Origin of the sequence: Shinella sp. WSD5-1 (genome assembly GCF_963942435.1) — a bacterium.
In the GTDB taxonomy this organism is placed as follows: Bacteria; Pseudomonadota; Alphaproteobacteria; order Rhizobiales; family Rhizobiaceae; genus Shinella; species Shinella yambaruensis.
The window spans coordinates 193,839-205,335 of the sequence record NZ_OZ012598.1 but is presented as its reverse complement, the minus strand read 5'-3'; the positions used below and the strand labels follow the sequence as shown (position 1 = coordinate 205,335).

At 67.5% G+C, this 11,497-nt stretch carries 11 protein-coding genes; 6 read left to right on the top strand and 5 right to left on the bottom strand.

Annotated elements, in window-relative coordinates:
- Position 1: 1 nt before the first annotated feature.
- The gene (locus AABQ55_RS27750) at positions 2 to 658 is read right to left on the bottom strand and encodes a GntR family transcriptional regulator (RefSeq protein WP_244770276.1); all 657 of its coding nucleotides are present in this window, start codon (positions 656 to 658) and stop codon (positions 2 to 4) included.
- A gap of 103 nt (positions 659 to 761) precedes the next feature.
- On the opposite strand from AABQ55_RS27750, the gene AABQ55_RS27745 reads away from it, so the two are divergent.
- The 6 genes from AABQ55_RS27745 (at position 762) to rraA (ending at position 5,755) form a co-directional block, all read left to right on the top strand.
- Positions 762 to 1,886 carry an AbrB family transcriptional regulator gene (locus tag AABQ55_RS27745; RefSeq protein ID WP_272808293.1) on the top strand — a complete coding sequence of 375 codons (1,125 nt, stop codon included), beginning with the start codon at positions 762 to 764 and terminating at the stop codon, positions 1,884 to 1,886.
- A 118-nt stretch (positions 1,887 to 2,004) separates the two neighbouring features.
- On the top strand, positions 2,005 to 2,262 hold the full coding sequence (locus AABQ55_RS27740) for a hypothetical protein (protein WP_272808294.1): 258 nt from the start codon (positions 2,005 to 2,007) through the stop codon (positions 2,260 to 2,262).
- Positions 2,180 to 3,076 carry a LysR family transcriptional regulator gene (locus AABQ55_RS27735; protein ID WP_272808295.1) on the top strand — a complete coding sequence of 299 codons (897 nt, stop codon included), beginning with the start codon at positions 2,180 to 2,182 and terminating at the stop codon, positions 3,074 to 3,076. The genes AABQ55_RS27740 and AABQ55_RS27735 overlap by 83 nt, the downstream gene beginning before the upstream one ends.
- 121 nt (positions 3,077 to 3,197) lie before the next feature.
- Positions 3,198 to 4,283: an Ldh family oxidoreductase gene (locus AABQ55_RS27730; protein WP_272808296.1), complete on the top strand. Its 1,086-nt coding sequence runs from the start codon at positions 3,198 to 3,200 to the stop codon at positions 4,281 to 4,283.
- Positions 4,284 to 4,286: 3 nt separating this feature from the next.
- Positions 4,287 to 5,264 carry a D-2-hydroxyacid dehydrogenase family protein gene (locus AABQ55_RS27725; RefSeq protein WP_272808297.1) on the top strand — a complete coding sequence of 326 codons (978 nt, stop codon included), beginning with the start codon at positions 4,287 to 4,289 and terminating at the stop codon, positions 5,262 to 5,264.
- Positions 5,261 to 5,755 (top strand): ribonuclease E activity regulator RraA, encoded by a 495-nt coding sequence (gene rraA / locus AABQ55_RS27720; RefSeq protein WP_272808298.1) that lies wholly within the window; start codon positions 5,261 to 5,263, stop codon positions 5,753 to 5,755. The genes AABQ55_RS27725 and rraA overlap by 4 nt, the downstream gene beginning before the upstream one ends.
- A 72-nt stretch (positions 5,756 to 5,827) precedes the next feature.
- Here rraA and AABQ55_RS27715 read toward each other — a convergent pair whose 3' ends face one another.
- The 4 genes from AABQ55_RS27715 to AABQ55_RS27700 all read right to left on the bottom strand — a co-directional run bounded on the left by AABQ55_RS27715 (position 5,828) and on the right by AABQ55_RS27700 (position 11,386).
- Positions 5,828 to 6,886 carry an isocitrate/isopropylmalate dehydrogenase family protein gene (locus AABQ55_RS27715; protein WP_272808299.1) on the bottom strand — a complete coding sequence of 353 codons (1,059 nt, stop codon included), beginning with the start codon at positions 6,884 to 6,886 and terminating at the stop codon, positions 5,828 to 5,830.
- A gap of 36 nt (positions 6,887 to 6,922) precedes the next feature.
- Entirely contained in the window at positions 6,923 to 8,029 is a 1,107-nt protein-coding gene (locus tag AABQ55_RS27710) for a 4-oxalomesaconate tautomerase (protein ID WP_272808300.1), read from the bottom strand.
- A gap of 92 nt (positions 8,030 to 8,121) precedes the next feature.
- Complete coding sequence (locus AABQ55_RS27705; protein WP_272808301.1) at positions 8,122 to 10,146, bottom strand: tripartite tricarboxylate transporter permease; 2,025 nt, start codon at positions 10,144 to 10,146, stop codon at positions 8,122 to 8,124.
- Between the two features lie 139 nt (positions 10,147 to 10,285).
- The gene (locus AABQ55_RS27700) at positions 10,286 to 11,386 is read right to left on the bottom strand and encodes a Bug family tripartite tricarboxylate transporter substrate binding protein (protein ID WP_272808302.1); all 1,101 of its coding nucleotides are present in this window, start codon (positions 11,384 to 11,386) and stop codon (positions 10,286 to 10,288) included.
- Positions 11,387 to 11,497 lie beyond the last annotated feature (111 nt).

Here is an 11,497-nt window from a genome sequence, read left to right as displayed (position 1 = left end):
TTCAGGTCTCGCTTTTCGTGATGATGAGGCGGGCTTCCAGCGCGGCCTTGATGTGCGCGGCGGCCGCCTTTTCCGCCCCGTCCGCATCGTGCCGGCGGATCGCGTCTATGATCGCGACATGTTCGTCGGTCGCCGTCGTCGTGCGGCCCGGCTGGATGAAGGTCGTGTCCGGCAGCAGCGCGATCGTCTCCTGCAGGTCTTCCACCGCCTGGCGGAGGTAGCGGTTGCGGGCGGCGTCGTAGAGGCGCGCATGGAACTGCCGGTTCCACTGGGCGGCGACCTTGGGGTCCTCCGAGGCGGCGAATCGGGTATTGAGCCGTTCCAGATTGGCGATCTCGGCCTCTGTCGCATGGCGCGCGGCAAAGCGGGCGACGATACCCTCCAACTCCTCGCGCATCGCATAGAGCTCGAAGATCTGCTGCATGGAAAGGATCGAGACGGCGACACCCCGGCCGGGCGCCGCCTCCAGAAGGCCCTTTTCCTGCAGGCGGCCAAGCGCCTCGCGCACCGGCGTGCGGCTGACGCCGAGGCGGGTCGCCACCTCCTCCTCGCGCAGCGGATCGCCCGGCCGGTAGATACCGTCGCGAATGGCCGTCAGAATGGCCTGGTAGGTGCTCTGGCCGCGCGTCTTGGAAAGCAGGTCCTTGGATGCGGTCATGACTGGCTCTCCCGTCCGTGTGGACTTTCCGGCTACAGAAGGAAAAAGGCGTTGTCCACGGGGTTGTTTAATTGCATGCCATTGGATGCAAAGCAAAAGCGAAATGGTACGACCTGTGTCGAAGCATGAAATCCCACCCCTGAAGACGGCCGGGCACGGCAAGACCGTCCCGCTGCTTCATACCCTGCGCACGCTCGCCATCGGCACGGTCGGCGGCTGGTGCGGCTATATGCTCGGCCTGCCGCTCGGCTGGCTGCTCGGCGCAATGGCGCTGACCATGGCGCTGGCGGTTGCCGGCGTGCGCGTGAGCGCCTCGCCGAAGCCGCGCGCGGCAATGATCGCGGTGGTGGGGCTGATGGTCGGCAGCGCCTTCAAGCCGGAGGTGCTGCGCCAGGCGGCCGAATGGCCGGTGAGCCTTGCCGCGGTCGCCGTCTATACGGTCATCGTCGCGGCGTTCGGCATCGTCGTGTGCCGCCGCCTCGGCCGGCTCGACCCGGCAACGGCGGCCCTGAGCGGCATGCCCGGCGGCCTCAGCGAGCTGATCTCCATGGCGCCCTCCTTCAAGGCGGATGTGCGCAGCGTGAGCATGGTGCATGCGACGCGCCTCGTTCTCCTGATCACCATCGTGCCGCTGTCGCTCACCCTTTCGGGCGCGCTTGCCGCGCTCACCGGACGCACGGTCGACCGGACGATGCACTGGGCGCTGACGCTCTCGGCCCTCGACGCCATCGTGCTCGCCGGCTGTGCCATGCTCGGCATCTTCCTTGGCCGCCGCCTCCGCCTGCCGGCGGCGAACCTTACCGGCCCGCTGGTGCTGAGCGCCGCCGCCCACATCACGGGCCTCACGGACGCGGCGGTGCCCGACCTCGTCATCGCCGTCGCACAGGTGGTGATCGGCGCGACGATCGGCCAGCACTTTGCCGGCGTCGCGCGGCGCACCATGCTGACCGGCGTGGTGCTCGGGCTGGTGCTCACCTGTTTCAGCCTCACCATGGCCGCGCTCTTCGCCATCGCCTTCGACCGCTATCTCGACATCCCCTTCGCGCTCGGCCTGCTCGCGCTGGTGCCGGGCGGGCTGCCGGAGATGAGCCTGATCGCCATCTCGCTCAATGCCGATCCGGCCTTCGTGAGCCTGCATCACCTCTGCCGCGTGGTCATCGTCGTCCTGGCGGCGCCGTCCATCCTGCCGCTCTGGTTGCGGTTGTCGGGCGGGGAGGGTAAGGGCTGAAGGCGAAAGGCGGGTGTTGCCGAGGCGCGATGCCCTCCTCGCCAACCGTCGCTACCCGCAAGCAACAGGAACCGATAGGCCATGGATATCGAGCAACCCCCAATCGGTGGAACGTGCCATGATCCTGGTCATCCTTTCCAACATCGCCTCGGCCATCGAGCGCTATCTCGCCTTCGTCCGGCGCTGCGCGGACTATTCGCTGCATCGTTTCGACGCGCGCCTCATGGCGCGGGTGTACCGCGACTTCGGCTTGGCCGACCCATCCCCGCCGCCGGCGGCATCGGAGGTGCGCCATGCAGCCCTTCGATCCGGTAACGGCGCGCCTCGTCGTCGCGGTCTCCCGGTACGGGTCCATCGGGCGGGCGGCGGAGCATGAGAACATCGCGCCGTCCGCCGTCAGCCGGCGCATCAGCGAGCTGGAGGCCCGACTCGGCGTCGCGCTGTTCGACCGCTCCCTGCAGGGCGCGCGCCTGACGCCGGCGGGCGAGGTCTATGTCGCCGGCTGCCGCGAGATCCTGCGGCAGGTCGCCGACCTCAACACGCAGATGGTCGATTTCTCGGCGGGCACGCGCGGCTCGCTGCGGCTCGCCTGCACCAGCTCCTCGCTGTCGGGCCGGCTGCCGGAGCTTCTGGCGGCCTATGCGCAGAGCCATCCCGGCATCGGCCTCGACATCCAGGAAATGTCGGCGGCCCTCTCACTCGCCGCGATGGACGACGGGCAGGCGGACATCGCCTTCGTCGCCGACAACAACGATGTCGCGCGGTTCGAGACAGAGGTCTTCGAGGACGACAACGTGCTCGTCCTGTGCTCGCCGGATCATCCGCTGGCCGCGCGCCTGCAATCGGGAAAGCCGATCAGCTTCGATGCGGTGGCCGAACACGAGGTGGTGGGCATCCACCAGAGCGGCGCGCTCGACCGGCTGCTGAACGAAGCCGCCGCCCGCAGCGGCCGGGCACTCGGCGAGCGGGTGCGCGTCGAAACCTTCCCGTCGCTTGTGCGGATGGTGGAGGCAGGTTTCGGCATCGGCTTCCTGCGCTCGACGAGCCTGCATCTGCTTGCGGGAACGGATGTCATCAGCGTGCGCCTGTCGGACGCATGGGCAAGCCGAAAGCTGCTTTCCGTGCGGCGCGGGTCGAGTCCGCTCTCCCGGCCCATCCGCGAGTTCCTGGCGCTGGCCCGCAAGCGCTAAGGATCGAAGCAGGGAGGCGGAATTTCATCCGAAATTTCTGGATACAATAGTATACATTGGCATCCATGGCTGATAGTCCATGATGTCGTGAGCCGCGGGGTTTCTGGAGGAGGATGGTCGTATGCAGGCGAAGGATGGAACGATCGTGCATGCGGATGCCGCTCGGCTGGAGGCCGCGGTGGCGGGAATCTTCGCCGACCTCGACGTCCCCGCGCAGGACGCGGCCACCGTCGCACATTACCTGGTCCTCGCCGATCTCCGTGGCGTCGGCACCCACGGCATTTCGCGCATTCCTGTCTACGCGGACCGCCTGCGCCGCGGCCTGGTGCGCGCCCGGCCCGATATCCGCGTCTCGCATCCCATGCCCGCCGCCGCGCATGTCGACGGCGATGACGGCCTCGGCTTCGTCGTCGCCCGCCGGGCCATGCAGGAGGCGATCGCCGCGGCGGAACGATGCGGCATCGGCATGGCGAGCGTCCGCAACAGCGCCCATTTCGGCATGGCCGCGGCCTATCTCCTGGAGGCGATCGATGCCGGTCATGCCGCCTTCGTCTTCACCAATGCCTCGCCCAGCATGCCGATCTGGGGCGGGCGCACGCCCTTCCTCGGCACCAGCCCCTTCGCCTTCGGTGCACCGGGCGGCGAGGGCTCGCCGCCGATCGTGCTCGACATGGCGACCTCGGTCGTCGCGCGCGGAAAGATCCGCCGGGCGATGCAGGCGGGTGAACCGATCCCGGCCGGCTGGGCGCTCGACATCGACGGCCGGGAAACGACGGATGCCCGCCGGGCCTATGAGGGCATCGTGCTGCCGCTCGGCGGCCCGAAGGGATCGGGACTGTCGCTGATGATGGAAGTCCTTGCGGGCGTGATGAGCGGCGCGGCCTATGGCGGCAAGGTGGGCGACCAGTATCGCGATCTCGACCGGCCGCAGAATGTCGGCCACAGCTTCATCGCCTTCCGCCCTTCGCTCTTCCTCGGCGAAGATGCTTATCGAACGCGCATGGACGATCTCGTCAGCCGCGCCCGCGCCTGTCCGCGGGTGGATGACGGTCAGCCGATCCTGATGCCGGGCGAGCCGGAGGCGAACCGGATGAAAACACGGCTGGCCGAGGGAATCCCGCTCACCGCGGCCGACCTTGCCATGCTGCGCGAGCAGGCGGATCTTGCCGGCCTCTCGATCGACCTCGACACGCTTGGAAAGGCCTGAGCCATGCTGCGGATCGCGATCCTCGACGACTATCAGGATGTGGCGCTCACCCTTGCCGACTGGGCCTTGCTCGGCGACGACTGCGAGATCGTCCGCTTCGGCCGCAACCTTGCGAGCGAGGACGAGGCCGCGGGCGCACTCGCCGGCTTCGACGTGCTGTGCCTCATGCGCGAGCGCATGCCGCTGTCCGCCGCGCTGATCGAGCGGCTGCCGGCGCTGAGGCTGATCGTGGTCACCGGCGCGCGCGTGCGCACCATCGACATGGAGGCCGCCGTCGCCCGCGGCATCACCGTCTGCCACACCCATGCCGGCGAATCCGCCCATGCGACGCCGGAAATCGCCTGGGGGCTTATCCTCTCGCTCGCCCGGTCGATCCCGGAAGAGGACGCCCGCATCCGCGCCGGCGGCTGGCAGCACACGGTGGGAACCGTGCTCGGCGGCAAGACGCTGGGGCTGGTCGGGCTCGGCAAGCTCGGTGGCCGCATGGTGCCGATCGCCAAAGCCTTCGGCATGGAGGTGATCGCCTGGAGCCAGAACCTGACGGACGCGCGTGCCGCGGAGGCCGGCGCCCGCCGCGTCGACAAGGAGACCCTGTTTCGCGAGGCCGACGTGGTCTCGCTGCACCTCATTCTCGGCGAGCGCAGCCGGCACACCGTCTCCGCCGCCGAACTCGGCCAGATGAAACAGGGGGCATGGCTGATCAACACCGCGCGCGGCCCGCTGGTCGACGAGGCGGCGCTCATCGAGGCGCTGCGGCAGGGCCGCATCAAGGCCGGGCTCGACGTCTTCGACATTGAGCCGCTGCCGGCCGATCATCCGCTGCGCACCATGCCGAACACCGTGCTGACGCCGCATCTCGGCTATGTCACCGAAGGCGCCTATGCCGCCTTCTACCGCGACACGGTGGACAATATCAGGGCCTGGCGCGACGGTGCGCCCGTGCGGGTGCTCGCCGCACCGAAGACGGAGGAAAGAACGTGACGGACATCATCAAGACGGCGGATCTGGTCGACAGCAACGATGCCGAGGTGCGCTTCTGCGAGATGCAGTGGAAATCCTACGGCCGGCGCAAGGGCTTCCATGGCGAGATCGTCACGCTGAAGACCTTCGAGGACAACCGACTGCTGCGCGCGACGCTGGAGGAAAGCGGCACGGGCAAGGTGCTCGTCGTCGATGGCGCCGGCTCGCTGCGCTGCGCGCTGGTGGGCGACCAGATCGCCGCCCTCGGCCAGGCGAACGGCTGGCAGGGCCTCCTGATCAACGGCGCGATCCGCGACAGCGCCGATATCGACGCCATGGATTTCTGCGTGATGGCGCTCGGCCAGGCGCCCAAGAAGAGCGGCAAGACCGGCCATGGCGCCCGCGACGTGCCGCTCGTCTTCGGCAATGTCGAATTTCGCACGGGGGCCTATCTCTATGCGGATGCCGATGGCGTGCTGGTGGCGGACGGACCGGTGCATCCGGTCGACTGACCAAGACCACGCGAGGAGGCGAAATTGCTGCGGCACCGGGGCAGGCGCCCCGGTGCCGTTTTCCTTGCCGGCCTAGCCGAGGGCCGCAACGACCGTTTCGGTGAACTGCGCCGTGCCGAGCGGTCCGCCAAGGTCCCGGGTGCGGGTGGTGGCATCGGCAAGAACCCGGTCGATGGTCTCCTCGATGAGGGCTGCGGCTTCGATGTAACGCGCGTCGCCGGCGCGTTCGCCGTGCCAGCGCAGCAGCATCGCGGCCGACAGGATCATCGATGTCGGGTTCGCCTTGTCCTGCCCGGCGATATCGGGTGCCGAGCCGTGCTGGGCCTGCGCGGCGGCATGATCGGCACCGGCATTCAGCGAGCCGGCGAGGCCAAGGCTGCCGGAGAGCTCGGAGGCGATATCGGAGAGCGTGTCGCCGTAGAAATTGGTGGTGCAGATGACGTCGTAGCGGCTCGCATCGCGCACGAGCAGCGCCGCCATCGCGTCGATCAGCACCTCTTCGAGCTCCACGTCGGGATAATCGGCGGCGACCTTGCGCACCTCCTTCAGGAAGAGCCCGTCGGTCAGCACGAAGGCATTGGCCTTGTGCACCGCCGTCACCTTGCGGCGGCGCGCCCGCGCCAGCGCGAAGGAGGCCCTGGCGATGCGTTCGATCGCCCTTGCCGTCACCTTACGCATCGAGATCGCCACGTCCTCCGTCGGCATGTATTCGCCGGTACCGGCAAACATGTTCCGATCGGGATACATGCCCTCCGTCGCCTCGCGCATGATGACGAGGTCCATCTCCGTGCCGCGATGGAAGACGCCCCTGCGGGTGCGGGCCGGGCGGATGTTGGCGAAGAGGTCGAGCTGGGTGCGGAAGGCGGCCGAGACGTTGATGCCGCCCTTGTCGCGCGGCGGATAGTCGAGATGGGAGATCGGGCCGAGCAGGGTTCCGTCCATGCCGCGGGCCTCGTCGAGCAGATCCGCGGGCAGCGTCGTGCCGGTCTTATCCAGCGAGACGAAGCCGATGTCGCGCGTCGTGTAGCGGAAGCCGAAGGCGAAGCGGCGGTCGACGGCATCCAGCACCGCGACGGTGGCGCCGACGATTTCCGGGCCGATCCCATCACCTGGAAGAACAAGCAGTTTCATGATTCCATAAACTCCAGAAACAGAGGTACCGGTGACTCAGGCCGCAGGGGATGCCGGCAGCAGGGTCGCCGCCGGCACGAAGATGTTGCCCTGCATCAGCTTGCGCGCGGTGCGCACCACCCCGCCGCTGATGATCTCGACGGCATTGCCATGCGGCTTGCTCGTCATGGCGACATCGATGAGACCCGTCGGATGCTCGATGACCACGGTACAATCGTCCCCCTGCGGCCGTTCTGCAAGGCCATCCGCCACGGTGCCGGGCACCAGCACGCAGGAGGAGACGCAGAGGCCGCCCGTCACCGCGAAGGCCGCATGGGTCTTGTGCGGCACGAAATAGCGGGCGGCGACGTTCCCGCCCTCCCGCGGCGCGGCCAGCATGGCCATTTTCGGCACCACCTTGCCGGTGACGTCGCCGAGACCCATGCGGCGGCCGGCCTCCATGCGCATCGCTTCCATGCGTGCGAAGAAGGCCCCGTCGGCATCGAGCTCGGCGGCGCTCTCGTAGCCCGTCTTGCCGACATCGGCGGCGCGCACGATCATCATCGGCACCGCGACGTCGATGAGCGTCACATCGATCCCCTCGATCTTCTCCATCGGCTTGCCGGTGGGCAGCAGCGCGCCGGTCTTCGAGCCGACGATATCCATGAAATTGAGCCGGATCTCCGCCGCCGTGCCCGGCACGCCGTCGATGCGGGCGTTGCCCTCGTAATTGACGGCGCCGTCCGGCGTCTCGACGATCGCCTCGATGCGGCTCTGGGTGTTGATGTCGTAGATGACGACGCTGGTCTTCTCCCCGCCGACCGGCACCATGCCCGTCTCGATGGCGAAGGGGCCGACGCCGGACAGCATGTTGCCGCAGGAGGGCGAGGTGTCGACGATCGCCTTGTCGACGGAGACCTGGGCGAAGAGATAATCGACATCGACCCCCTCGCGGCTCGACGGGCCGACCATCGCGACCTTGCTCGTCAGCGTGTCCGCACCGCCGAGGCCGTCGATCTGGCGGATATCGGGCGAGCCCATCGCCGCCAGCAGGACGCGCGCGCGGATATCGGGATCCTGCGGAATATCCTGCATCTTGAAGTAAGGCCCTTTCGACGTTCCACCACGCATGAGGATGCAGGGGATGGGATGTTGTGCTGGCATGATGCCCTCGCTGATTGATGTAGACAATTGGATGCAATTGCACACCATGAAAACCGGCGTGCGAGCCCCGGCATCGCCGCCGGGGCCGAAGGTCAGCGCAGAGGCCAGACCAGCTGGTCGTAGAACTGGTTCTGCAAGAGGCCACCCGGCAGGTTCATGTGCAGGATCGACGTCAGCAGCAGCACCAGGCCGACGGCGGCGGCGGTCAGCACCAGCGTCTGCAGCCAGCTCGACCTGGCGACGATCTTGAGGAAGGCGACGAAGAAGCCGATCAGTGCAAGCGTGAAGCCGACGAGGCCGATGGCTGCGACGAAGCCGACCAGCCAGCCGACGAAGCGCCAGAGGCTGCCGCTGGTCGTGCCGTCATCGAGATCGAAGTTCATGTTGCCGGCCGTGCCGCGCCCCGTGGCTCCCCGGACCTGCCAGAACAGCACGGTGGCGGCCGTCAGCAGGCCCACCATGCCGACGGCGATCGGGAAGACGGCATCGAGGAACGAGTTCTCCGCACCTTCGACGATGGTGAAGACAAAGAAGGCGACGGCGATGGCGGTGAAGACGACCTGCGGCCAGAGGTTCTTCGCGGCAGCCGTCTCGTCCTCCTCGCGCTCGAACTCGATGTCGGTGGTGATGCCGCCCGGCACGGCCTCCTCCTTCTGGCGCATACGCGAGCGGCTGGTGAACCAGAGCGAGGCGACCGTGACGAGCGCGATGACGATGGCGATCGGGCGCAGCGGGAAGCCGTAGCCGTAAAACTGCACCGCCTGGTAGAAGTAGGTCTCGACCTGGCCGGCAAGCACGAAGCCGATGAGGAAGGCGGGGCGCGGCCAGCCGAAGCGCTTGAGGAAGATACCGGTGAGCGCGACGACCAGCAGTGCCACGATATCCTCGAACGACCGGGTCGACTGGAAGGCGCCGAACACGATGATGAGAATCATGAAGGGCGCGAAGAGCACGAAGCGGATGGTCGTCAGCCGCGCGATGCTGGGCGACAGGGCGATGCAGGCCGCGGTGCCGACGACATTGGCGAGCGCCAGCGTCCAGACGACCGTATAGGTGAGGTTGAGGTCGCGGTTCGGATCGGCCATGCCGGGGCCGGGCTGGAGCCCGATCAGGATCATCGCCGCCAGGAAGATCGCCATGGAGCCGGAGCCGGGGATGCCGAAGAGAAGGGTCGGGATGAGGTTGCCGCCGGCGCAGGAATTGTTGGCCGCCTCCGGGCCGATGACGCCGCGGATGTCGCCCTTGCCGAACTGCGACTTGTCCTTGGCGGTCTGCACGGTGTGGCCGTAGGAGATCCAGTCGGAAACGCTGCCGCCGAGGCCGGGCATCAGGCCGACGCAGGCGCCGATCGTCGAGCAGCGCAGCGTCAGCCATTTCTCCCGCCAGGTATCGCGCACCCCGTCCAGCCAGCCGCGGCCGAGCTTGCCCGTGCTCGAAATGCTCGAATTGCCGCGCAGCAGGTCGAGCACTTCCGGCAGGGCGAAGATGCCGAGGCCGATGATGGTGATCTCCAGGCCGCTCATCAGGTAGAGAGAGCCGAAGGTCATGCGCTCGCCGCCATTGGCCGGCGCCGTGCCGATCGCGCCGAAGGCGAGGCCGAGCGTACAGGCGGCGATGCCCTTCGCCAGGCTGCTGCCCGAGAGCACGCCGACCATGGAGAGGCCGAAGATCGCCAGCATGAAGAGTTCCGCCGAGGTGAAGCTGAGGATCAGCGGCCGGGCGACGATGACGATGCCGGTGAGACAGAGCGCGCCGAAGAGGCCGCCGATCATCGAGGCCGAGAAGGAGGCGCTGAGCGCGCGGGCCGCTTCCCCCTTGCGGGCGAGCGGAAAGCCGTCGAGCACGGTCGCCTGCGAGGCGGACGAGCCGGGAATCCCCATGAGAATGCAAGAGAAGGTATCGGAGGTCGGAATGACCGCCAGGAGGCCGACCATCATGGCGATCGCCGCGGTCGGTTCCATACCGTAGACGAAGGGCAGCAGCAGCGACATGCCGGCAATGCCGCCGAGGGCCGGCAGGATGCCGACGATAAGGCCGACCGCGACACCGATCATCATGTAACCGAGATGGTGGAGGGTCAGCAGGTTGTGGAGCGAAGTGACGAAGACATCGATCACTGTGGCTGTCCTTTCGATAGCAACAGGTGCGAGACGGCGCGGTTGCTCCGGCCTCGTCAGTGTCGGCAGATGGCTGTTCGGGCCCGGTGGCTGCGGGCGGGCGTGCCCGCCGCCCTTCGGCGGCGGGGGGCGCTTCCGGTCAGAGTTTGACCTGGTATTCCGTCGTCAGGAAGTTGCGCACCCATTCGCGCGCTTCCGGCTTGATCGACGTCGCCACCGCATAAAGCTTCTCGATATCGTCGCCGACCGCCTGCTCATAGTCGCCGAGGACATCGGCCTTGGCCTTCTGCAGCTCGGGATCGGCCACCGCGTCGGCAAAGGCCTTGCGGTAGGTCGCAACGATGTCGTCCGGCGTGCCTTCCGGCAGCATGCAGGGTTTCTGGGCCGCAAAGCCGGAACCGAAGAAGGCGAGATAGGCGTCGTATTCCACCCCGGACGGCTTCTGGCCGTGCATCATCTCATAGGCTTCGACGAAGTGCGGCAGGTCGGGGAAGGTCGGGTCGCGCGCGACATTGCCCTCGGCGTCGAGAACGCCCCAGGAGAACATCGGCGCGGCGGTGCCGGCCTCGACGAGCGGGGTGACGTTGGTGAGGTAGGCCGACGAGGTCTGGTAGTCGATCGTCGCCTCGCCGCGCTCGAAGGCAAGCCGCCCGTCGCCGCGCCCCTGCATGCCGAAGACATGGCGGACATTGAGGCCGAGCAGGCGGAAGGCGAGCATCGGCACGAGGTCGAGCGAGGTCGCGCCCTGGCTACCATAGACCAGTTCCTGGTCCTTGATCTTGCCAAGGTCGGCCGGTGACTTCACCTCGAACTTGGCGGGCAGATAACAGACGCCGCCGGTGGGCGAGACGAGCACGGGGATCAGCTTGGCATAGTCGTAACGCACGCGCGGATCGCCGAGCAGGAACGGGAACTGCGTCGAGCCGGAGGTGCCGAGGATAGCAAGCCCATCCGGCCGGGCGCGGGCGACGAACTCGTTCGAGCCGGTGATCGATCCGCCGCCCGGCACGTTGCGCACGACGACATTGGGGTTGCCCGGCAGATATTTCGACAGGTACGGTGCGAAGAAGCGGGCCCAGACATCCGAGCCGCCGCCCTCGGAGAACGGCATCCACCATTCCACCGTCTTGCCGGCGAAATCGACGGATGCCTGAGAAAAGGCGGGGCGCGCTCCCACAAGCCCCAGAGCCGCGGCGGCAGAGCCGGCGGCCAGCAGTTGACGACGCGTGAAATCAGCCATGTTTTTTCCTCCCACGATGGCAATGCGTTCAAATGTATACAAAGGTACACATGAAAGTCGGAAACGCCAAGCCCGTGATCGCCCCGGGCAGACATCATCCCTTCTTTCTCC

Coding starts and splice junctions, on each gene's coding strand:
- AABQ55_RS27750 (WP_244770276.1), bottom strand. CDS start 658: ATGACCGCATCCAAGGACCTGCTTTCCAAGACGCGCGGCCAGAGCACC.
- AABQ55_RS27745 (WP_272808293.1), top strand. CDS start 762: ATGGTACGACCTGTGTCGAAGCATGAAATCCCACCCCTGAAGACGGCC.
- AABQ55_RS27740 (WP_272808294.1), top strand. CDS start 2,005: ATGATCCTGGTCATCCTTTCCAACATCGCCTCGGCCATCGAGCGCTAT.
- AABQ55_RS27735 (WP_272808295.1), top strand. CDS start 2,180: ATGCAGCCCTTCGATCCGGTAACGGCGCGCCTCGTCGTCGCGGTCTCC.
- AABQ55_RS27730 (WP_272808296.1), top strand. CDS start 3,198: ATGCAGGCGAAGGATGGAACGATCGTGCATGCGGATGCCGCTCGGCTG.
- AABQ55_RS27725 (WP_272808297.1), top strand. CDS start 4,287: ATGCTGCGGATCGCGATCCTCGACGACTATCAGGATGTGGCGCTCACC.
- AABQ55_RS27715 (WP_272808299.1), bottom strand. CDS start 6,886: ATGAAACTGCTTGTTCTTCCAGGTGATGGGATCGGCCCGGAAATCGTC.
- AABQ55_RS27710 (WP_272808300.1), bottom strand. CDS start 8,029: ATGCCAGCACAACATCCCATCCCCTGCATCCTCATGCGTGGTGGAACG.
- AABQ55_RS27700 (WP_272808302.1), bottom strand. CDS start 11,386: ATGGCTGATTTCACGCGTCGTCAACTGCTGGCCGCCGGCTCTGCCGCC.